The sequence below is a fragment of the Bradyrhizobium sp. BR 1432 genome (assembly GCF_051547705.1).
Lineage (GTDB): Bacteria > Pseudomonadota > Alphaproteobacteria > Rhizobiales > Xanthobacteraceae > Bradyrhizobium > Bradyrhizobium zhanjiangense.
In genome coordinates this window covers 7,833,888-7,855,166 of the sequence record NZ_JBPUGF010000003.1, presented here as the reverse complement: position 1 = coordinate 7,855,166, position 21,279 = coordinate 7,833,888, and the positions used below count along the sequence as shown (strand labels likewise).

Annotated in this window: 21 protein-coding genes, 1 pseudogene and 2 riboswitches; of the genes and pseudogenes, 16 read left to right on the top strand and 6 right to left on the bottom strand. The window is 67.3% G+C overall.

What is annotated here, in order from left to right:
- Positions 1-92 precede the first annotated feature (92 nt).
- Genes bluB through cobU form a run of 3 tightly spaced genes read right to left on the bottom strand, consistent with a single transcriptional unit; the run spans position 93 to position 2,012 of the window.
- Positions 93-725 (bottom strand): 5,6-dimethylbenzimidazole synthase, encoded by a 633-nt coding sequence (bluB, locus tag ACSKB8_RS38135; RefSeq protein ID WP_438109604.1) that lies wholly within the window; start codon positions 723-725, stop codon positions 93-95.
- Positions 726-729: 4 nt separating this feature from the next.
- Complete coding sequence (cobS, locus tag ACSKB8_RS38130; RefSeq protein ID WP_370988677.1) at positions 730-1,512, bottom strand: adenosylcobinamide-GDP ribazoletransferase; 783 nt, start codon at positions 1,510-1,512, stop codon at positions 730-732.
- The gene (cobU, locus tag ACSKB8_RS38125; protein WP_370988676.1) at positions 1,509-2,012 is read right to left on the bottom strand and encodes a bifunctional adenosylcobinamide kinase/adenosylcobinamide-phosphate guanylyltransferase; all 504 of its coding nucleotides are present in this window, start codon (positions 2,010-2,012) and stop codon (positions 1,509-1,511) included. Before cobU ends, cobS begins: the two co-directional genes overlap by 4 nt.
- 140 nt (positions 2,013-2,152) lie before the next feature.
- Here cobU and cbiB point away from each other — a divergent pair.
- A pseudogene (cbiB, locus tag ACSKB8_RS38120) lies at positions 2,153-3,075 on the top strand (adenosylcobinamide-phosphate synthase CbiB).
- A gap of 11 nt (positions 3,076-3,086) precedes the next feature.
- Complete coding sequence (cobD, locus tag ACSKB8_RS38115) at positions 3,087-4,052, top strand: threonine-phosphate decarboxylase CobD (RefSeq protein WP_370988674.1); 966 nt, start codon at positions 3,087-3,089, stop codon at positions 4,050-4,052.
- On the opposite strand, the gene ACSKB8_RS38110 is transcribed toward cobD, so the two are convergent.
- Positions 4,041-5,489 carry a cobyric acid synthase gene (locus ACSKB8_RS38110; protein ID WP_438109603.1) on the bottom strand — a complete coding sequence of 483 codons (1,449 nt, stop codon included), beginning with the start codon at positions 5,487-5,489 and terminating at the stop codon, positions 4,041-4,043. The two genes, cobD and ACSKB8_RS38110, sit on opposite strands and share 12 nt — an antisense overlap.
- A 12-nt stretch (positions 5,490-5,501) precedes the next feature.
- A complete protein-coding gene (gene cobO, locus ACSKB8_RS38105) occupies positions 5,502-6,137 on the bottom strand; it encodes a cob(I)yrinic acid a,c-diamide adenosyltransferase (protein WP_438109602.1) in 636 nt (211 codons plus the stop codon).
- 39 nt (positions 6,138-6,176) lie between these two features.
- Positions 6,177-6,396, top strand: a riboswitch (cobalamin riboswitch).
- Between the two features lie 94 nt (positions 6,397-6,490).
- Here cobO and ACSKB8_RS38100 point away from each other — a divergent pair.
- From ACSKB8_RS38100 to cobJ, 7 genes are read left to right on the top strand one after another with little or no spacing between them, the layout of a single operon-like run.
- Positions 6,491-6,865, top strand: a complete 375-nt coding sequence (locus ACSKB8_RS38100; RefSeq protein WP_438109601.1) for a DUF1636 family protein — start codon at positions 6,491-6,493, stop codon at positions 6,863-6,865.
- Positions 6,862-7,911, top strand: coding sequence for a cobalamin biosynthesis protein CobW (gene cobW, locus ACSKB8_RS38095; RefSeq protein ID WP_438109600.1), 1,050 nt, complete (start codon positions 6,862-6,864; stop codon positions 7,909-7,911). The genes ACSKB8_RS38100 and cobW overlap by 4 nt, the downstream gene beginning before the upstream one ends.
- Complete coding sequence (gene cobN, locus ACSKB8_RS38090; RefSeq protein WP_438109599.1) at positions 7,911-11,159, top strand: cobaltochelatase subunit CobN; 3,249 nt, start codon at positions 7,911-7,913, stop codon at positions 11,157-11,159. The genes cobW and cobN overlap by 1 nt, the downstream gene beginning before the upstream one ends.
- A complete protein-coding gene (gene cobG, locus ACSKB8_RS38085) occupies positions 11,156-12,319 on the top strand; it encodes a precorrin-3B synthase (RefSeq protein ID WP_438109598.1) in 1,164 nt (387 codons plus the stop codon). Before cobN ends, cobG begins: the two co-directional genes overlap by 4 nt.
- Positions 12,319-12,948, top strand: a complete 630-nt coding sequence (locus tag ACSKB8_RS38080; protein WP_091887734.1) for a precorrin-8X methylmutase — start codon at positions 12,319-12,321, stop codon at positions 12,946-12,948. Before cobG ends, ACSKB8_RS38080 begins: the two co-directional genes overlap by 1 nt.
- Before the next feature lie 2 nt (positions 12,949-12,950).
- On the top strand, positions 12,951-13,682 hold the full coding sequence (locus tag ACSKB8_RS38075; protein WP_438109597.1) for a precorrin-2 C(20)-methyltransferase: 732 nt from the start codon (positions 12,951-12,953) through the stop codon (positions 13,680-13,682).
- Positions 13,679-14,413, top strand: a complete 735-nt coding sequence (gene cobJ / locus ACSKB8_RS38070; protein WP_438109596.1) for a precorrin-3B C(17)-methyltransferase — start codon at positions 13,679-13,681, stop codon at positions 14,411-14,413. Before ACSKB8_RS38075 ends, cobJ begins: the two co-directional genes overlap by 4 nt.
- On the opposite strand, the gene ACSKB8_RS38065 is transcribed toward cobJ, so the two are convergent.
- The gene (locus ACSKB8_RS38065; protein ID WP_438109595.1) at positions 14,389-15,135 is read right to left on the bottom strand and encodes a cobalt-precorrin-6A reductase; all 747 of its coding nucleotides are present in this window, start codon (positions 15,133-15,135) and stop codon (positions 14,389-14,391) included. The two genes, cobJ and ACSKB8_RS38065, sit on opposite strands and share 25 nt — an antisense overlap.
- On the opposite strand from ACSKB8_RS38065, the gene cbiE reads away from it, so the two are divergent.
- The 7 genes from cbiE (at position 15,134) to cobF (ending at position 21,272) form a co-directional block, all read left to right on the top strand.
- The gene (gene cbiE, locus ACSKB8_RS38060) at positions 15,134-16,315 is read left to right on the top strand and encodes a precorrin-6y C5,15-methyltransferase (decarboxylating) subunit CbiE (protein WP_438109594.1); all 1,182 of its coding nucleotides are present in this window, start codon (positions 15,134-15,136) and stop codon (positions 16,313-16,315) included. The genes ACSKB8_RS38065 and cbiE overlap by 2 nt on opposite strands.
- Positions 16,312-16,680, top strand: coding sequence for a cobalamin biosynthesis protein (locus ACSKB8_RS38055; RefSeq protein WP_370988662.1), 369 nt, complete (start codon positions 16,312-16,314; stop codon positions 16,678-16,680). Before cbiE ends, ACSKB8_RS38055 begins: the two co-directional genes overlap by 4 nt.
- Complete coding sequence (cobM, locus tag ACSKB8_RS38050; RefSeq protein ID WP_438109593.1) at positions 16,677-17,459, top strand: precorrin-4 C(11)-methyltransferase; 783 nt, start codon at positions 16,677-16,679, stop codon at positions 17,457-17,459. Before ACSKB8_RS38055 ends, cobM begins: the two co-directional genes overlap by 4 nt.
- Positions 17,459-18,769 carry a cobyrinate a,c-diamide synthase gene (locus tag ACSKB8_RS38045; protein WP_370988660.1) on the top strand — a complete coding sequence of 437 codons (1,311 nt, stop codon included), beginning with the start codon at positions 17,459-17,461 and terminating at the stop codon, positions 18,767-18,769. The genes cobM and ACSKB8_RS38045 overlap by 1 nt, the downstream gene beginning before the upstream one ends.
- Entirely contained in the window at positions 18,766-19,497 is a 732-nt protein-coding gene (gene cobA, locus ACSKB8_RS38040; protein ID WP_091887719.1) for a uroporphyrinogen-III C-methyltransferase, read from the top strand. The genes ACSKB8_RS38045 and cobA overlap by 4 nt, the downstream gene beginning before the upstream one ends.
- 45 nt (positions 19,498-19,542) lie before the next feature.
- Positions 19,543-19,762: riboswitch (cobalamin riboswitch) on the top strand.
- Positions 19,763-19,799: 37 nt separating this feature from the next.
- Positions 19,800-20,477: an energy-coupling factor ABC transporter permease gene (locus ACSKB8_RS38035; RefSeq protein WP_091887717.1), complete on the top strand. Its 678-nt coding sequence runs from the start codon at positions 19,800-19,802 to the stop codon at positions 20,475-20,477.
- A 45-nt stretch (positions 20,478-20,522) separates the two neighbouring features.
- Positions 20,523-21,272: a precorrin-6A synthase (deacetylating) gene (gene cobF / locus ACSKB8_RS38030; RefSeq protein WP_438109592.1), complete on the top strand. Its 750-nt coding sequence runs from the start codon at positions 20,523-20,525 to the stop codon at positions 21,270-21,272.
- Positions 21,273-21,279: the final 7 nt, after the last annotated feature.

Genomic DNA, 21,279 nt, shown 5'->3' with positions numbered 1-21,279 from the left:
GGCTAGCATCGCAATCATACGCCGCAACGAGTCGCGATTTCGGACCTGACCTTCACCTTCAAGCATCGCGCGTTTCGATGCGCTGGTCGCTACTAGCGCCGCAGCGTGAACTCGTCCGCACTGCGCCGGTGCTCCCATTTCGCCTGCTCAAGCTCCGGCTGGTCGCATTCGGCCTCCGGATAGCCGATGCAGAGATAGGCGATGAACTTCCAGGAATTTGGCACGTCGAGAGCGGCGTGAATGCGCGCGGGGGTCAGGATCGAAACCCAGCCGATACCGATGCCCTCGGCACGCGCTGAGAGCCACATCGCGGTGATCGCAGCGACCACGGAATATTCCGTCGTTTCCGGCATGGTGGCGCGGCCGAGGCCGTGGCCGATATCGCTGGCCTTGTCCGCGAACACCGCGAGATGGCCAGGCGCCTGTTCGAGGCCCGACAGTTTCAGCGTCGCATAGCGCGCCGCGCGCTCTCCGGAGTAGCAATTGAGCGCATCGGCATTGCATGTCCTGAAATCGTCGATTACGGCACGGCGCCGTGCGGCATCGTCGACGGTGACGAAACGCCAGGGCTGGCTGAGCCCAACCGACGGCGACAGGCAGGCGGTCTCGATCAGTCGCGTGATGGCCCCCTCCGGCAGCGGATCGCTGCGGAAGCGGCGCACGTCGCGGCGCCACACAAACAGCTCGCGTAAATGCTGACGGAAGGTATCGTCGAACTCGACCATGAGGTCAGCGTCCCATCTGGAAGGCTGCTGCGACCAGCAGGATCAGGATCTCACCGAGCTGCTCGAACGCGCCGAGGATGTCGCCGGTCTGCCCGCCGATCTGGCGGATGGCAAGTCGCGCCAGCATGAACCCGGCGAGCGACAGCAGGATCAGGCCGACCAGCGCCTTGCCCGGCCCGAGCGCGAGGGCGAGAGCGAGCGTCCCAAGTGCGAAGGCGATGGCGACACTGCGGCCCGGCGGTGGCCCCGCGCTCGCCGAAAGCCCATCCGGCCGCGCCGGAGGGACCAGCGACATGAAGGCCGGCACGCCGGCGCGGGCAGCGATGTGCGCCGCGCACAGCGCCAACGTGACCGCCCACGGATTGGCGATCGTGGCGAGCGCACTCCAGCGCAGGCCGAACGACAGGATCAGCGCGCAGACGCCGTACGTCCCGATCCGGCTGTCGCGCATGATCTCGAGCTTGCGCTCGCGCGTCCGGCCGCCGCCCAGCCCATCGGCGGTATCGGCAAGTCCGTCCTCGTGCAGCGCGCCGGTGATGAGGGCGGTCGCGGCCAGCGCGAGCAGGGCGGCAAGGTTTGGTGTCAGTCCGAACCGGCTGGCGATCTTATAGACCAACGCGCCGGCAAGGCCGACCAGCAGTCCCGCGACGGGCAGGGCCCAGGTTGCACGCGCGATGGCGCCGTCGCCTGCGGGCTTCGACGATGCTACCGGGAGGATCGTGACGAACGATGCCGCCATCCTGAGATCGGCGACGACGTCTTTCAAAAGTTCGGCGCGCGGCATCATTTCAATTTCATCGGCAGGCCGGCGACGACGAACTCGACCTCGTCCGCGACACCAGCAATGATCTGATTCATGATTCCGGCGGCGTCGCGAAAGCTGCGTGCCAGGGCGTTGTCAGGTACGATGCCGAGACCGACCTCGTTGGTGACGAGCACGACCGGGCTCTTGAGATGAAGCAGGGTGGCGGCAAGCTCCTTTACCTCGCTCTCCCAGTCGCGCTCCGCATGCATCAGGTTGGAGAGCCAGAGTGTCAGGCAGTCCACCAGCCGTGCGCCGCCGCCATCGCTTGCGACCAGCACCTGCACGAGATCAAGCGGCACTTCGCGTTCGAGCCAGTCGGTTCCGCGGCGAGCGCGATGCCTGGCGATGCGCGCCTCCATTTCGGCATCGAGCGCCTCGGCCGTCGCGATATAGACGGGCCGGCCGGAAAAGGCCTTCGCGCGTGTTTCCGCACGCGTGCTCTTGCCCGATCGCGCTCCGCCCGTGATCAAGATGACGGCCATGAAGGTCTCCTATCAGCCCTGACTAATCACCAAACACGGCCAAAGACAAAGCCGAAATCAGGCCTGTAGGGGCTTGCGCTCTGCCTTCGCTTTGCGCAACAGGGGCGGGACAGGAGGCAGGCGTGGGCTTTGCGGGCGCGATGGTGGTGGCGATGGCGGTGGATGCTCTCTTGGGCTGGCCGTCGTGGCTGTTCGCGCGGATCGGCCACCCCGTGACCTGGCTGGGGCGGCTGATCGGCGCCATCGATGCCGCCTGGAATCGCGCGTCTGATCCGCCGGCGCTTCGCCGCGGCGCGGGCATTGCCGGCGCGCTCGTGGTGATCGCGCTCTCCGTTGCGGTCGGCTGGATGCTTCAGTCCTTGCTTCCCTCGGGCTGGATCCAGATCGTGTTGGTCGGCGTCCTGGCCTGGCCGCTGGTCGCGCTGCGCTCGCTGCACGATCATGTCGCGGCGGTCGCAAATCCCTTGCAGGCCGGCGACATCACCGCTGCGCGCGACGCGGTCTCGCGTATCGTCGGCCGTGATCCCGCGGCGCTCGATGAGCCCGGCATCGCGCGCGCGGCGATCGAGAGCCTTGCCGAGAACGCCTCCGACGGCATCGTGGCGCCCGTGTTTTGGGGCGCGCTGTTCGGCTTGCCCGGCATCCTCGGCTACAAGGCCATCAACACGCTCGACTCCATGATCGGCCATCGCAGCGAGCGACACGAAACTTTCGGCTGGGCCGCGGCGCGCATCGACGATATCGCCAACTTCATTCCGGCGCGCCTGACCGGATTTCTATTCGTGTTGCTGGCGCCTTGGCGATCGGAGGCGCTGGCGTGCATGAGCCGCGATGCGGGCCGCCATCGCTCGCCGAACGCCGGCTGGCCGGAAGCGGCCATGGCGGGGCGCTCGGCGTGCGCCTCAGCGGTCCGCGCATCTATCACGGCAGCATCACGAACGAGCCCTGGCTCAACGAAGACGCGCGCGATCCGCTCGCTGCGGACATCAATCACGGATTGGCGGTCTATCGCAGGTCCATGCTGCTTCTCGCGGGGGTGCTTGCGATCCTGGCCTTCGCGTGAAACAACGGGGCATGCGCGAGCACGGTGGAAATCTCGATCAGGCCCAGCAGCGTTTTGGCGGACGCGCTGAGGATTGGATCGACCTCTCGACAGGGATCAACCGCCTGCCTTATCCCATGGGCGAGGTAAGCCCGCGCGCCTGGAGCGCGTTGCCCTCGCGCGCCGAGGTCGATGCCTTGCTTCAAGCCGCGCAGCACGCCTATCGCACGAGCGCACCTGTTACAGCGATGGGCGGTGCACAGGCCGCCATTCAATTGCTGCCGCAACTGGCGCCAGCCGGTCGCGCGCGCATCCTCGCGCCGACCTACAATGAATATGCCGGGGTCCTGTCGGCTGCGGGCTGGGATGTCCAGGAGGTCTCGGGGCTCGACGCGCTGGCCGGCGCAGACCTCGCGATCATCGTCAATCCCAACAATCCCGATGGCCGCCGCCATACGCCGAAGGACTTGCTGGCATTGCTGCCGCGCGTCGGCCGTCTCGTGATCGACGAGAGCTTTGCCGACGCCGTTCCGCAGCTGTCGCTTGCTTCGCAGGCAGATCGGCCGGGACTGTTGGTGCTGCGCTCTTTCGGAAAGTTCTATGGCCTTGCCGGGCTGCGGCTTGGGTTCGCGCTCGGCAATGCGGCCGATATTGGCAAGCTTGCATCGATGTCGGGTCCATGGCCGGTCTCGGGGGCAGCGATCGCGATTGGCTGCCGCGCCTTGCGCGATGATGCCTGGGCCGAGGCTACGTCAGCGCGGCTCGCACGCGACTGTGCTCGCCTCGACGCCATGGCGCAGTCGCAAGGCTGGACGCTTGTCGGCGGCACGCCCTTGTTTCGTCTTTATGGAACGCCTGACGCGCGCGCCGCGCAGGAAAAACTCGCGCGTCGCCAAATCTGGTCGCGCGTCTTTGCGAGAGAGCCGGCATGGCTGCGCCTCGGACTTCCCGGCAGCGAATCCGAATGGATGCGCCTTGCCGAGGTGCTAACGCGCTAGCGCGAGCAATCCTTCGACATCGAGATGCTTTTCGATGTGATCGGCGAGGGCATCGAGCGCGTTCTCGACCCTGGCGTGATAGGGCTCGTCGCCTGCGGGAATATCGAGTTTTGCCAAGAACGCCTTGCGGAAATCATCCGACGTGAACAGGCCGTGCAAATAGCTGCCCTGCACGCGGCCATCGCGCGAGATCGCGCCTTCCGGCTCGCCGTTCAGTTTCGCAAACGGCCGCGCACGGTCGGGCCCATCGGTGCGGCCGATGTGGATCTCGTAGGCCTCGATCGGCTGATCCGTGGCGGCATGCACGGCCGCGACCCGCGTCAACGTCTTCTGCGGGCTCATCACCGTTGTCACGTCCAGCAGCCCGAGGCCCGGCGTGTCGCCCGCAGGGCCCTCGATGCCATCGGGATCAGCGACTTCATGTCCGAGCATCTGATAGCCACCGCAGAGGCCGAGCACATGGCCGCCCCGGCGGTGATGTGCGAGCAGATCGATGTCCCAGCCCTGCGCCCGCAAAAAGGCGAGATCGCCGCGGGTGGATTTTGAGCCGGGGATGATGACGAGCCTGACATCGCCAGGAATTGCTTCGCCCGGACGCACCATGACGAGATCGACGCCCGGTTCGAGCTTGAGCGGATCGAGATCGTCGAAATTGGCGATCCGCGATAACGCGAGACAGGCGATCTTGCATTGGCCCGGCTTTCGCGCATCGCGCAGGCCCAGCGCGTCCTCGGCCGGCAGCTCGCCGGCGCGCGCGAACCAGGGCAGCACGCCGAGGCCGCGCCACGCAGTCCTCGCTTCGATCAGCCTGTAGCCGTCGTCGAACAGCGTGGGATCGCCGCGGAACTTGTTGATGACAAAACCCTGGATCATCGCGGCATCATCGGGATCGATCACCGCCTTGATGCCGACGAGCTGGGCGATGACGCCGCCGCGGTCGATGTCGCCGACGAGCACGACGGGCACGTCTGCCTTGCGCGCAAAACCCATATTGGCGATGTCGGCCTTGCGCAGGTTCACTTCGGCCGGGCTGCCCGCGCCCTCGACCAGCACGAGATCGGCGCGTGCCTTCAGCCGCTCAAAGCTCTCCAGCACGGCGCCCATCAGCGAAGGTTTCATCGCCGCATAGTCACGTGCACGGGCGGTTGCGATGCGCTTGCCGTGGACGATGACCTGCGCGCCGACATCGGTCTCGGGCTTGAGCAGCACCGGGTTCATGTCGGTGTGCGGCTCGACGCCGGCGGCGAGCGCCTGCAGCGCCTGGGCGCGGCCGATCTCGCCGCCGTCAACGGTGACGGCCGCATTGTTCGACATGTTCTGCGGCTTGAACGGGAGCACGCGCAGGCCACGTCGCGTGAAGGCGCGCGCCAGGCCGGCAACGATGAGCGACTTGCCCACGTCCGAGCCGGCCCCTTGGATCATCAGCGCGCGCGCCATAGCGAGATGGTCTCAGAATTCGACGCCGGCTTGCGCTTTGATGCCGGAGCGGAAGGGATGTTTGACCAGCGTCATCTCGGTGACGAGGTCGGCGATCTCGATCAGTTCGTCCTTGGCGTTTCGCCCGGTGAGGACGACATGCGTCATCGGCGGCTTCTGCGTGGTGAGGAATTCGACGACCTCGGCGATATCGAGATAGTCGTAGCGCAGCGCAATGTTGATCTCGTCGAGCACGACCATGCGCAGGTTGGGATCTGATATCAGCTCCTTGGCCTTCTCCCAGCCGGCGCGCGCGGCGGCGATGTCGCGGGCGCGGTCCTGCGTTTCCCAGGTAAAACCTTCGCCCATTGCGTGGAACTGGCAGAGATCGCCGAAATGGCCGGTGAGCAGGCGCCGCTCGCCGGTATCCCAGGCGCCCTTGATGAACTGCACGACCGCGCAGGGGAAGCCATGGGCGACGCAGCGGACGATCATGCCGAAGGCGGAGGACGACTTGCCCTTGCCGGCGCCGGTGTGGACGATGATGAGGCCTTTTTCGCCGCTCTTGGTCGCCATGATCTTGTCGCGGGCGGCCTTCTTCTTCGCCATTTTCGCAGCGTGGCGGGCGTCGGTTTCCTCGCCCGTTTGGGTCTCCGGTTCAGGCGTCATCGTACCAGTCCTTCGGCTTGACAAGTGGCGGCCAGCGGCAAATGGTGGGCCCGCGTTGGTTCCTGTCCTATGACAGGCGAAGAGGGAATGCGATAGGGTCCGAATCGGCAAGATTTGGGTCCAAAATGCAGCCGCCCCCGCGACCGTGACCGGAGAGATGCCCGAAGCCACTGATCCCTAACGGGATCGGGAAGGCGGGGATCGAAGGGCAAGACCCTGCTCCGCAAGCCGGGAGACCTGCCAGCGCGGACGATTTTGGACCGGCGGACGGGGTGTTCCGCGACGGGGAAACGGGCCCCTGGAAAGTGGTTCGTGCGCCTCTTCGCCTCCCGCTGTTTATTCTGGAAGAGGCGATGACGGTCACACTTCACGTCTGCATTACCTGCCGTGCCGGCGAGACGCTTGGCGAGGGCGAGACGACGCCCGGCAAGCGGTTGCACGGTGCGATCCTGGACGCCGGCGTGCCCGACGGCGTGAGCGTAGTTCCCGTCGAATGCCTGTCGGCCTGCAGCCAGGGCTGCTCGGTCGCGCTCAGCGCGCCCGGCCGCTGGTCCTATGTCTATGGCCGCCTGTCGGATGCCAATGCGCGCGACGTGATCGCGGGCGCTGCGGCCTATGCGGCCGCGCCTGATGGCCTCGTGCCCTGGCGCAGCCGTCCCGAAATCTTCCGCAAGCAATCGCTTGCCCGCATTCCCCCCATTGCCGTCGTGCCGGAGGCCGCCGAATGAATTCGCTCGCAAAAGTCCCTGTTACGGTGGTCACGGGTTTTCTCGGCTCCGGCAAGACGACATTGATCCAGCATCTGCTCGCCAATGCCGGCGGCAAGAAGCTCGCCGTGCTCGTCAACGAGTTCGGCAGCGAGGGCGTCGATGGCGAGATCCTGAAGTCGTGCGCCGATGCCAACTGCCCGGAGGAAAACATCGTCGAGCTCGCCAATGGCTGCATCTGCTGCACTGTCGCCGACGATTTCATTCCGACCATGGAGCAGCTCTTGGCGCGCCCAGTGCGGCCCGATCACATCCTGATCGAGACCTCGGGCCTGGCGCTGCCAAAGCCGCTGTTGAAGGCATTCGATTGGCCGGAGATCCGTTCGCGCATCACGGTCGACGGTGTGATCGCGCTGGCCGATGCCGAAGCCGTCGCTGCCGGCCGCTTCGCGCCGGATCCGGCTGCGGTCGAAGCGCAGCGCGCGGCGGACGACAATCTCGATCACGAGACGCCGCTGTCGGAAGTGTTCGAGGACCAGATCGCCTGTGCCGACATCGTGCTGTTGACCAAGGCCGATCTTGCGGGCGCCGCGGGTATCGAAGCCGCCAAGGCGGCGATCACGGCCGAGATGCCGCGCCGCGTGCCGATGCTCCCCGTCACCGACGGCGCGATCGATGCGCGCGTCATCCTCGGCCTCGGCGCTGCCGCGGAGAACGATCTTGCTGCGCGTCCGTCGCATCACGATGGCGAGGACGAGCACGAGCATGACGATTTTGCCTCCGTCGTGATCGATCTTCCGGAAGTGTCTAATGTCGAAGCGCTGGTCGCCTCCGTCCAGCGCCTGGCGCGCGAGCAGAACGTGCTGCGTGCGAAAGGCTATATCGCGGTCGCGGGCAAGCCGATGCGCCTGTTGCTGCAAGCGGTCGGCGAGCGCGTGCGCCACCAGTTCGACAAGCCCTGGGCTGCCGGCGTACGGCAATCAAAGCTCGTCGTGATCGGCGAGCACGGTGATATCGACGAGGCCGCGATCAGGTCAGGACTTGGTCTTTCAGGATCTGGCATCTGATGCACGTCGTCTTCCGCGAGAGCCGCGGTCTCGAGGAGACCGCGACGCCAAGGGACATCGGCCAGGACCCGGCCGATCTCGTGGTGCTCTCGTATTCGGATTCCGATCTTGCCGCGTTCGCGGCCGGTTGGCGGCGCGGCCGCGACAGCCTGCCGTCGCTGCGGCTCGCCAATCTTGCGGAGCTGCGTCATCCGCTTTCGGTCGACACCTATATCGAGCGCACGCTCTCCTATGCGCGCGGCATCCTGGTGCGGTTGATTGGCGGTGAGTCCTACTGGCCGTATGGTCTCGCGGCGCTCCGGCAACTTGCCAAGGACCGTAACATCGTGCTGGCCGTGCTGCCGGCCGATGGCCGCGACGATACGCGGCTGGACGCGTATTCGACCTTGCCGGTCTCGACGCTGCGCCGGCTCAAGGTGCTCTGCGACACCGGCGGCCCGGTCGCCGCGCAAGCTGCGATCGCGCAGCTCGCGCTGGCCTCGGGCCTCTATGCCGGGCCAGTCGCCGGCGAGATGACCGTGCCTGAGATGGGGTTCTACGATCCCGCGCGTGGCGTCATTGCTGCGCCGGTGGGCGGCGAGGGGAAGTCCCGCGCGCTGGTGACGTTCTATCGCTCCTATCTCACCGCTGCGGACGCCGGCCCGGTCGATGCCTTGATCGCCGCGCTGCGCGAAAAGGGCTTTGATGCCTATGGTGTCTTCGTCACCTCGCTGAAGGCCGCGGGCGTTGCCGATTGGCTGCGCGCGCATCTCGCGCAGGATCCTCCGGTCGCGATCGTCAATGCGACGGCGTTCTCGGCAATGAGCGATGACGGCACGACGCCGTTCGATGCTGCATCATGCCCGGTGTTCCAGGTTGCGCTCTCGACGGCGCGGCGTGAGGACTGGGCGGAATCGCTGCGCGGCCTGTCGCCCGGCGATCTCGCGATGCATGTGGTGCTGCCCGAGGTCGACGGCCGCCTGTTCGCGGGCGTGGTGAGCTTCAAATCCGCTGGGATGCGCGATCCCGATCTGCAATTCTCGCATCTCGCCCATCACGCGGATGAGGAGCGGGTGCAGGTCGTCGCCGCACGCGTTGCCGCCTGGCGGCGGCTCGCGGAGACGCCGGCTGGCGAGAAGCAGCTGGCGATCGTGCTCTCGAACTATCCGGGACGCCCGCACCAGGTCGCGCATGCGGTCGGTCTCGATGCGCTGTCCTCAGTCGAGGCATTGCTGTCTGATCTTGCGGAGGTCGGCTTCGATGTTGCGCCGGTCGATGCGCTCGGCGAGACGCTGCTGAGGCAGCAACTGACCTGGAGTGTTGCCGATTACCGCGCGGCGCTCTCGCGCCTGCCGCAAGCACTGCGGGATGATCTCGCGCAAGCCTGGGGCGCGCCGGAGGATGATCCGAGCTGTCGCGACGGCGCGTTTCATTTTGCCGCGATCGCTTGCGGCGCGTCGATCATCGCGGTCCAGCCCGAGCGCGGCGATGCAACGACGCGCGATGCCGACTATCACGATCTTGCCCGCACGCCGCGCCATGCCTATGTCGCATTCTATCTCTGGCTTCGGGAGCAGGGCTGTGACGCCGTCGTGCACATGGGCGCACATGGCACGCTGGAATGGCTGCCCGGCAAATCCGTGGCGCTGTCGCAGGCATGCTGGCCCGAGGCTCTGATCGGCGATCTCCCCGTCATCTATCCCTTCATCGTCAATGATCCCGGCGAGGCCGCGCAGGCCAAGCGGCGCATCGCTGCCGTCACGATCGGCCACCTGCCGCCACCGCTGGCGGCATCCGCGGTGCCGGAAGGCCTGCGCCGGCTCGAACGTCTGCTCGATGAATACTCGACTGCCGATGGTCTCGATCCCGCGCGCCGCCAGCGTCTGATCTCAGCGATCCGCGACGAGGCACGCGCGGCGGGTCTCGAAGACGATCTCGGCCTCGATGCATCGGCCGCACCAGCCGAAGCCATTCCGCGGATCGATCGCTTCGTCTGCGATCTCAAGGAAAGCCAGTTCGGCGACGGCCTGCACGTGTTCGGGCGCGGCGCCTGCGGCGAAGCGGAGCGCGAGGCGCTGCAGGCGGCGCTTGCAGGCAAGCGCGTTGCGCCGGGGCCGTCGGGCTCACCCTATCGTGGGCGCCAGGACGTGCTGCCCACCGGGCGCAATCTCTTCGCCGTCGATCCACGCGCGGTGCCGACGCCGTCGGCCCATGCGCAAGGCATCAAGCTCGCCGAAGAGCTGCTGCGCCGTCACTTGCAGGATCATGGCGACTGGCCGAAGGGGCTCGTGGTCGATCTCTGGGGTTCGGCGACGATGCGCACCGCAGGCGAGGAGTTCGCGATGGCCCTGCATCTGGCAGGCCTCGCGCCGCGCTGGGACCACGCCTCCGGCCGCGTCACCGGTTACGACATCATCGCGCCGGCCGAGCTCGGCCGTCCCCGCATCGACGTAACACTGCGCGTGTCCGGCTTGTTCCGCGATGTCTTTTCGGGGCTGGCGCAATTGTTCGAGGCCGCGTCCGAGGCACTCGCAGGCCGCGACGAGGAGGACGAGGAGAATCCCTATCGCCACCGCGCGTCACGTGTATTTGCGCCGCGGCCCGGACAATACGGCGTTGGCCTGTCGGCGATCCCTGATGCCTTCACGCCCGAGACGCGTGATGCCGCCGGGGAAGCCTGGCTGTCGGCATCGTCCTGGGCGTTCTCGGCGGATGGCGCGATCAAGCCCGATCGTGCCGGCATCGAGGCGCGGCTCGCGTCGGCGGATGCTTTCGTTCACGTCCAGGATCTGCCGGAGACCGATCTTCTGCTCGCTGCCGACTATGCCGCGCATGAAGCCGGCGTCGCCGCAGCTGCGGCACATCTCGGCGCGGCAGGACCATCGCTCTATCACATCGACACAACGCGCCCCGAGGAGCCGCATGCGCGCACGCTGACGGAAGAGATCTCGCGCGTCGTCCGGGCCCGCGCGGCGAACCCGGCCTGGATCGCCGGCATGATGCGCCACGGCTTTCGCGGCGCGGCCGAGATCACCGCGACGCTCGAGCACATGGCCGCCTTCGCGCATCTTGCCGGCGCCGTGCCGCCGCATCTATTCGATCTCTACTACGATGCGACGCTCGGCAACGATGATGTCCGCGCGTTCATGGCACGCGAGAATCCGACGGCGCTCGTCGCAATGGAGACGTGCTTCACGCGGTTGCATGAGGCCTCGCTCTGGCGGACACGCCGCAATTCGATCGCCGCTGCGCTGAAGGAGGCGTCATGAGCGCTTCCGCGATCAAGGGCTGGTGTCCCGGCGCGCTGAGGCCGATGCGATCGGGCGACGGCCTCGTGGTGCGCGTGCGTCCTTTCGGTGGACGCCTTGACGCGGCACAGATTTCCGGCCTTGCCGAGCTGGCCGAACGCTTCGGCAATGGTCTCATCGACGTGACGAGCCGCGCCAATCTCCAGATCAGAGGTGTCAGCGACGAAAGCCACGGCCCGCTGCTCGATGGCCTTGCGCGACTGGCGCTGCTCGATCCCGACGTCGATATCGAATCCCGGCGCAACATCCTGGTGACGCCGTTCTGGAACGAGGGCGACGACACGCAGGCGCTCGCCGCCGAGCTCGAGGAGGCGCTTGCCGACAGCGCGCTCAAATTGCCCACAAAGTTCGGCTTCGCGATCGATGACGGGACCTCGCGCGTGCTGGCCGGCGATTCCGCCGACGTGCGCATTGAGCGCGATCGCAGCGGCCGGCTTCTGGTGCGGGCCGATGGTGCGAGGCTCGGCCGCTCGGTCGGGCGCGGAGGCGCCGTGAGCACGGCACTGGCGATCGCAAACTGGTTCATCGCCTCCGGCGGCATCAGCGGCGGGCGAGGGCGCATGGCGGCCCACATCGCTTCCGGTGCGGCATTGCCGGGGACCTTGCGCGGCGAGACCGAACCGGCCCCGGTGATGGCTACGCTGCGGCCCGGACATTATCCGCAGGGCGCCATGGTCGGAGTGGCGTTCGGGCAGATGCTGCATTCAACGCTGCATCAATTCGCGGCTTGCGGACATGCCCTGCGCATGACGCCATGGCGGATGGTCCTGAGCGAGGGCAAGCGTGCGATGCCGAAGGGAGCGGGTCTCATCACGGAGCCGTACGATCCCGCGCTACGCGTCATCGCCTGTAGCGGCGCCCCGCGCTGCCGCGAGGCGCATGCCGATACCCGCGCGCTCGCCGCCGCGCTCGCGCCGCGCATTGCACCCGATACGCGGCTTCACGTCTCCGGCTGCGCCAAGGGCTGCGCGCATTCCGGCGCCGCCGCTGTGACGCTTGTTGCGACCCGCGCCGGATTCGATCTCGTCCGCGGTGGATCGACCCGCGATGAGCCCGCTCTGCGCGGCCTGAACGGTGATGACATCGTCAACGATCCCTCCATCCTGGTCGGAGGGCACTGATGCCCTACACTTACGAGACCGACGGTGCGGCGATCTACCGGCAGTCCTTTGCGACCATCCGCGCTGAGGCGGATCTTGCGCGCTTCACGCCCGACGAGGAGCAGGTCGTGGTGCGGATGATCCATGCCGCCGGCATGGTCGGCCTGGAGGCGCATATCCGCTTCACGCCCGGCATGGCGGCCGCTGCGCGGGCCGCTTTGCAGAAGGGAGCGCCGATCCTGTGCGACGCGCGCATGGTCTCCGAAGGCATTACGCGCGCGAGACTGCCCGCGGCCAACGCCGTGATCTGCACGCTCGGCGATGCCGCCGTTCCCGCACTCGCGCAATCCATGCGCAACACCCGCTCGGCGGCAGCGCTGGAGCTGTGGCGGCCGCATCTGGGCGGCGCGATCGTCGCGATCGGCAATGCGCCGACCGCGCTGTTTCATCTGCTCAATATGCTGGAGGACCGCGACTGCCCGCGGCCCGCGGCGATCATCGGCTGCCCGGTCGGCTTCGTCGGTGCGGCCGAATCCAAGGCCGCGCTGATGGCCGATCCGCCAGTGCCGGCACTGACGGTTGAGGGCCGCCTCGGCGGCTCCGCGATCACGGTCGCCGCCGTCAACGCGCTGGCGAGCCGGAGCGAATAATCATGGGACGCATCATCTGCTGCGGTCTCGGCCCCGGTGATCCCGATTTGATGAGCGTGCGCGCCGACCGCACGGTGCGCGGGGCGCAGCATGTCGCCTATTTCCGCAAGAAGGGCAGGCCGGGCCAGGCACGCCGCATCGTCGAGGGCATGCTGGCCGCGGACGTCACCGAATATCCCATGGAATATCCGGTCACGACTGAGATCGCCTTCGACAGCCCCGAATACGTGCAGTTGCTCGCCGGCTTCTACGACGAATGGGCCGAGCGCCTGGCGCGGCTTTCGCGCGCGGTCGACGTCGTCGTGCTGTGCGAGGGCGATCCCTACTTCTACGGCTCGTTCATGCATCTGCACACGCGCCTGCAAGGCCGCGTCGAGATCGAGGTGATCGCCGGCATTCCCGGCATGGTCGGCTGCTGGAACGGCGTCGGCCAGCCGATCGCGCTCGGTGACGACGTCACGACGGTGCTGATGGGGACGCTTCCCGAAGACGAGCTCGAACGGCGCATGCGCGATTCCGATGCGCTCGTCGTCATGAAGACCGGCCGCAATCTCGCCAAAGTGCGCCGCGCGCTCGCGTCCGCCGGCCGGCTGGATGATGCCTGGCTGGTCGAGCGCGGCACCATGCCGGGCGAGCGCGTTGCGCGGCTCGCCGAGATCGATGCTGCTGAGTGTCCCTATTTCGCGATCGTGCTGGTGCACGGCAAGGGCCGGCACCTGGACGCCGCCGAATGACGGGCACGCTGACCATCGCAGGCCTTGGCCCTGGTAGCGACGCGCTGGTGACGCCGGAGGTCTCGGCCGCGCTTGCGTCTGCGACCGACATTCTCGGCTATGCGCCCTATGTCGCCCGCGTGTCGCCGCGACCGGGGCTCACCCTTCATCCCTCCGATAATCGCGAAGAGTTGCAGCGCGCGAGCGAAGCCCTGCGGCTTGCCGCCGAAGGCGGCCAGGTTGTCGTCGTCTCCTCCGGTGATCCCGGCGTGTTTGCGATGGCCTCTGCCGTGTTCGAGGCGCTCGAGCAGGCACCGCAATGGCGGGACCTGTCGATCCGCGTGCTGCCCGGCATCACCGCGATGCTGGCGGCGGCTGCCCGCGCCGGCGCGCCGCTCGGCCATGATTTCTGCGCGATCAATCTCTCCGACAATCTGAAGCCCTGGGCGGTGATCGAGAAGCGCCTGCGGCTTGCCGCGGAAGCCGATTTTGCCATTGCGATGTACAATCCGCGCTCAGTCAGCCGGCCGGAAGGATTTGGCCGCGCGCTTTCAGTGTTGAAGGAAGCAGGCTGCGGCGAGCGGCTCGTGATCTTCGCACGCGCGATCAGTACGCCCGATGAAAAGATCGAAACCGTCACGCTGAACGAAGTGGCGCCCGAGATGGCCGACATGCGCACGCTGGTAATCGTCGGCAATTCGCAGACGCGGCGCGTCGGCCGCTGGGTCTATGCGCCGAGGCAGGTGCGATGACTGAGCCACTGCATCACTTCAGCGATGCTCTCCACTCGCAACCGCTCGGGCAGTTGCGGCCGCGAGATTATGATCACGGGCAGGTCGAGCATGCGCGCCGCGTCGATCTTGGCGCGCGCACCATCGCCGCCGGAATTGCGGGCGACAATGCACATGATGCCGCGCGTGCGCATCATCTCCAGCTCGCTGTCGAGGGTGAACGGCCCGCGCGACACGATCACGTCGGCCGGAAAGGGCAGGGTCGTTTCGGGTGGATCGACGAAGCGCAGCGTGTAGGTGTGCTGCGGCTTCATCACGAATGGCGCGATGTGCTGGCGGCCGATGGCGAGGAACACTTTTGCCGGAGCCTCGGGCAGCGCGGCGACGGCGGCATTGACGTCGACGACCTCGATCCAGTCGTCGCCAGGCGCTTTGCTCCAGGGCGCGCGCTCCAGCGCAATCAACGGTGCGCCGGTCTCCGCGCACGCTTCGACCGCGTTGCGGCTCATCTCGGCGGCGAAGGGATGCGTCGCGTCGATCACATGCGTGATGGCCTCACGACGAATGTAGTCGGCAAGCCCGCTCACCCCGCCGAATCCGCCGATGCGGGTCGGCAGCGGCTGATCGGCGGGCGCGCGGGTGCGGCCGCCATAGGAATAGATGGCCTGGATGCCGGCGCGCGCGACCGCCGCGGCGAGCAGGCTGGCGTCGCTCGTTCCGCCCAGAAGGAGCGCGCGTGTCATGGCTGATCCCTGGCTGACCATCATCGGTATCGGCGAAGATGGCCTTGCCGGCCTGTCGGAGGCAAGCCGAAAGGCGCTTGCCAAGGCAGAAACCGTCTTCGGCGGCGAGCGTCATCTTGCGCTCGCGGAAGTTGGCAGCCGCGGCCGTCCGTGGCCGGTGCCGTTCGATGCGGACATCGTGCTGAGTTGCCGCGACCGGCCGACCGCGGTGCTCGCCTCCGGTGATCCGTTCTGGCATGGCGCCGGGGCGGGCCTGGTCGAGAAGCTCGGTAGCGACGAGTGGATCGCGCACCCCGCGCCATCGACCTTCTCGCTCGCCGCCGCACGGCTCGGCTGGCGGCTCGAGTCGGTTGTGTGTCTTGGGCTTCATGCCGCACCATTCGAGCGTCTGGTGCCGCATCTGGCACGAGATGCGCGCATCATTTGCCTCGTGCGCAACGGGAAGGCGGCAGATGATCTCGCGAAATGGCTGACGGAACGCGGATGGGGCGCTTCAATCCTGTGGACTCTTGCTGCGCTTGGCGGCCCACGGGAATACATTGACCAGCATCGCGCCGATCTCTTTGCTGATGATATTGCTGGAAATCTGGTTGCGGTGGCGGTGCTGGCGAGGGGGACGCAGGGCACGCCCCGCAGTTCGGGCTTGTCGGACGATCTCTTTGTCCATGACGGCCAGATCACCAAGCGGCCGGTGCGCGCGCTGGCGCTGTCGGCCTTGGCGCCGCGTCCCGGTGAGCGGCTGTGGGATGTCGGCGCCGGCTCAGGTTCGATCTCGGTCGAGTGGGCGCTGTGTGGCGGGACGGCGATCGCGATCGAAGCGCGCGAGGATCGCGCTGCGAACATCCGCAGCAATGCGACGGCGTTCGGGCTGGCGCATCGGGTCACCGTCGTCACGGGGAATGCGCCCGAAGCTCTGGCTGCGCTGGAAGCGCCCGATGCGGTCTTCATCGGCGGTGGTCTCGATAGCGCGATGTTCGATGTGATCTGGTCCCGACTAGCTTCGGGTGTGCGCCTGGTTGCACATTCAGTCACGCTGGAGACGGAGGCGCTGCTCGGCGAGTTGCAGCAGCACCACGGCGGCGAGCTGATGCGCGTCGAGATCGCGCATGCCGGCCCGCTCGGCCGCTACCGGTCCTGGGAGGCGACACGTCCGGTGGTGCAGTGGAGTGTGGTCCGATGAAAGTTGCCGGGCTCGGATTCAAGCGCGACGCTACGCTGGCTTCGCTGCGTGAGGCGCTGCTGGCGGCCGGCGGTTTTGAAGGCCTTTCTGCCGTGGCGACCGTCAGCGATAAGGCCGAGGCCGAAGCACTGAAGCAGCTCGCGCGCGAATGCGGTGTGCCGATCAGAGCCGTCCCGGCCGAATCGCTGGCCGGCATCGACACCCCGACGCAGTCGAAGCTTATTGCGGAAAAGTTCGCGACGGGATCGATCGCTGAAGCGGCGGCGCTCGCAGCGGCCGGCCCTCGCGCGCGGCTGATTGCGACGCGGGCGGTCTCGCAGGATCGCACCGCGACCGCGGCGATCGCTGAAGGAGACGGCGCATGACGGTGCATTTCATCGGCGCAGGCCCTGGCGCTGCCGACCTCCTGACGTTGCGTGGACGCGATCTGATCGCGGCCTGTCCGGTCTGCCTCTATGCCGGTTCCCTTGTCCCTGCGGGCGTGCTGGCGCATTGCCCGCCTGGCGCGCACATCGTCAACACCGCGCCGCTGTCGCTTGACGAGATCATCGCGGAGATCGCCGCCGCGCATGCGGACGGCAAGGATGTCGCGCGGCTGCATTCCGGCGATCTCTCGATCTGGTCGGCGATGGGCGAGCAGCTCCGCCGCCTGCGCGCGCTCGGCATTCCCTATTCGGTGACGCCGGGCGTTCCGTCCTTCTCGGCTGCTGCTGCCGCATTGGAGACCGAGTTGACGCTACCTGGTGTCGCCCAGACCGTGGTGCTGACGCGCACCCCGGGCCGGGCCAGCGCGATGCCTGAGGGCGAGAAGCTTGCGGCGTTCGCCGCGACCGGCGCGGTGCTCGCGATCCACCTGTCGATCCATCTGCTCGACAAGGTCGTTGCCGAGCTGTCGCCCCATTACGGCGCGGACTGTCCGGTCGCCATCGTCTGGCGCGCGAGCTGGCCGGACCAGCGCATCGTGCGCGCGACGCTCGGCACGCTCGATGCGGCTGTGGGCAGCGAGATGGAGCGGACCGCGCTGATCCTGGTCGGCAGGACGCTTGGCGCCGCGGATTTTGACGAGAGCCGCCTCTATGCCGCCGATTACGACCGCCGCTATCGGCCGGTCGGCGCCGAGCCGCGCTTTCCGGAGGCGTCGTGATGGCGGCAAGCCTCGTCATCTCCGCACCTGCCTCCGGCGTCGGCAAGACCACGCTGACGCTGGCGCTCGCGCGCGCCTGGCGCAATCGCGGATTGAACGTGCAGTGCTTCAAGAGCGGGCCCGACTACATCGATCCCGCCTTCCACGCCGCCGCCACGGGACGCGCCTCCGTCAATATCGATAGCTGGGCGATGGACAGCGCAGCAATCGCGCATCTCGTCAGCCGCGGCGCGAATGCCGATGTCGTGCTCGCCGAGGGTTCGATGGGCCTGTTCGATGGTGTTGCCGCACGCGGCGCCTCCGGCACCGGTGCGACCGCCGACATCGCGGAGATGCTGGGCTGGCCGGTGCTGCTGGTGATCGATCCCTCTGGCCAAGCGCAGACCGCGGCGGCGATCGCCGCGGGTCTTCGTGACTATCGCGCCGGGGTGCATCTTGCCGGCGTCGTGCTCAATCGTGTCGCCAGCCCGCGCCACGAAGATCTCGTGCGGCGCGCGCTGAACGATGCCGGCATCGCCGTGTTCGGCGCGCTGCCGCGCCATGCCGAGATCAGCCTGCCGAAGCGCCATCTCGGCCTGGTGCAGGCCGAGGAGCAGGCCGAGATCGGCAAGCTGATCGACGAGGCCGCGCGCTTCGTTGCCGAGCATGTTGATCTCGAGGGGGTGCTGCGAGCGGCAGCCAGCTGGTCGCCGCAACCCGCGGCGAGCGGCCTGAACGTGACGCCGCCTGGCCAACGCATCGCGCTGGCCCGCGATGCGGCGTTCTCTTTCGTCTATCCGCATATGCTGGAAGCTTGGCGCGCGGCCGGCGCCGAGATCTCGACATTCTCGCCGTTGGCCGATGAAGCGCCTGACGCAAGCGCCGATGTCTGCTGGCTGCCCGGCGGCTATCCCGAGCTTCATGCCGGCAAGATTGCGGCTAGTGCACGCTTTCGCAGCGGCTTGCGCACCTTTGCCGAAACGCGCCCGGTGCACGGCGAATGCGGAGGCTATATGGTGTTGGGAATCGCTTTGACCGACGCCGACGGCGTGCGCCATGAGATGGCGGGGTTGCTCGGCCTGGAGACCAGCTTTGCCAAGCGCCGCATGCATCTCGGCTATCGTCTCGCCGAACTGGCCGCACCGATGCCGGGGCATCAGGTCGGCGCACGCCTGCGCGGCCACGAGTTCCATTATTCGACGATCATCGCCCAGCCCGACACGCCGCTGGCCGTGGTTCACGATGCAACCGGCACGGTCATTGCCGAGACCGGCTCGCGGCGCGGCCAAGCTACCGGCACGTTCTTCCATCTGATCGCGGAGGACCGGTGAGCGGTTTTGTTTCTTTCGTCTCCGCCGGCCCCGGCGATCCAGAACTCCTCACGGTGAAGGGGACTGCGCGGCTGCGCGAGGCCGACGTCGTGCTCTATGATGATCTTGCCTCCGGCGCGATCCTCGATCTCGCTCGTCCCGGCGCCAATCTCGTCGCGGTGGGGAAACGGGCAGGGCGGCCCTCGACCAAGCAGCACCATGTCAATCGCCTGCTCGTCGATTATGCCGCAACCGGCGCGCGGGTGGTGCGGCTGAAGTCGGGCGACGCCGGCATTTTCGGCCGGCTCGAGGAGGAGCTGGAGACGCTGCGCGAGGCCGGCATCGGCTACGAGATCATTCCCGGCGTCACCTCCGCCTGCGTTGCTGCCGCGCAAGCCGGCATCCCCCTGACCCGGCGCCACACCTCGCGGCGGGTGCAGTTCGTGACCGGTGCCGACGTCACAGGCGAACTGCCGCCAAACCTGAATTGGGCAGCGCTCGCAGATCCCGAGGCAACCACCGTGGTCTATATGGGTCGGCGCACCTTTCCGGCGCTTGCCGCAAAATTGATCGACCATGGCCTCGCCGCAGATACGCCGGCGCTGTTTGCGGAATCACTCGGCCGTTCCGACGAGCGGCTGGTCCGCACCACGATTGCCGAGCTCGCCGAGCAGCTTGCGCGGGGCGGCGCCGCCTCGACGGCCGCCGTCATCCTGTTCGGGGCCCTGGCGGGAGACGATCCGTCATGATGGCCGCCGTCGCCCTTCGCCACTTGACGCCCGGCTCGCGAAAGGGGCACACAGGAGAGGCATGGTGCTCGACGCGGCGCAAAGCGCCGGAGCATAATCGGGAATGGGGATGGGCGGACCCAATTGCGGCGCTCAAAACCCCAGCCGCCCCCGCGACTGTAAGCGGTGAGGGGCTCCGATCAGCCACTGGGCCGCAAGGCTCGGGAAGGCCGGAGAACCCCAGTGAACCGCGAGCCAGGAGACCGGCCCTGCACGTTTTGAGGCCAAGGCCGTCGGGTGTGACGGCAGGAAGGATCTGAACCATGCATATCGAACCAGGGATCGTGACGGGCGCCAAGCTCGTGCTGAGTTACGCAACCGGCATCGCCGCAGGCGGCGTTGCCTTGAAACTCGCGGTCGAGACCGTACGCGAGCAGGGCATTGGCTCGTTCGCGACGCGCACGCTCGCCACCACCGGCCTCGTCTTCACCTTCTTCCAGGTGCTGCCGCACTTCCCGGTCGGCGTCTCCGAGGTGCACTTTATCCTGGGCTCGACCTTGTTTCTGCTGTTCGGTGCTGCGCCCGCCGCCTTCGGCCTTGCGTTCGGTCTGCTGCTCCAGGGCGTCTTCTTCGTGCCAACCGACCTGCCGCAATACGGCATGAACGTCACCACGCTTCTGGTGCCGCTGTTCGCGATCCAGGCGCTGGCGACGCGGATCATTCCGCGCAACACGGCTTACGTCGATCTGCAATACCGCCAGGCGCTGGCGCTCTCGACCGCCTATCAGTCCGGCATCGTCGCCTGGGTGGCGTTCTGGGCGCTGTATGGCTCCGGCTTCGGCGCGACCAATCTCGCCAACATCGCGACGTTTGCGGCATCCTATGCGCTGGTCATCGTGATCGAGCCGCTCGCCGATCTCGCCGTGCTGGCGCTGGCGAAGTCGCTGCGTGGCGTCACAGCGCCCGGCCTCGTCACGCCGCGCCTGCATAACGCCGCTTAAGAGACGAGCGAAGGGCGGCCGGCGCGGCCGCCCTTCGCACTCGCGATGCTCACGCTCTCCCTGATAGGCATCGGTTGCGGCGATCCCGGGCAGCTCACGCGCGCCGCGATCCAAGCCATCAACGCCGCCGATCTCGTCCTGATCCCGCGCAAGGGGACGGCGAAATCCGATCTTGCGGATCTGCGGCGGACGATCTGCGCGAACGTGCTCACCAGCGCGAGCACCCGCATCGCCGAGTTCGACTTGCCAATGCGTGACGCGGCTGAGGCGGACTACCGCAAGGGCGTGGACGATTGGCACGATGCCGTGGCCGCGATCTGGTCGCAAACGATCGCAAATCATCTCGCCGGCGAGGGCAAGGTTGCGCTGCTGATCTGGGGCGATCCTTCGCTCTATGACTCCTCGCTGCGAATTGCGCGGCGATTGAATCCGTTGCCTGATATCGAGGTCGTGCCCGGCATCACCTCGATTCAGGCGCTGTGCGCAGCGCATGCGCTGCCGCTCAACGACATCGGCGAGCCGTTCCTGGTCACGACGGGGCGGCGCTTGCGCGAAGGCGGCTGGCCGCAAGGCGTCGATACCGTAGCGGTGATGCTCGACGGCGGCACGGCGTTCCAATCGCTCGATCCCGCCGGGCTTCAGATCTGGTGGGGCGCCTATCTCGGCATGCCCGATCAGATCGTCATGTCCGGCGCGCTGGCCGAAGTGGGCTCGCGTATTGTCGCAATGCGGCAAGAGGCGCGCGAGCGGCATGGCTGGATCATGGACAGCTACATTCTCAAGCGCACGCGTTAAGCGAGGC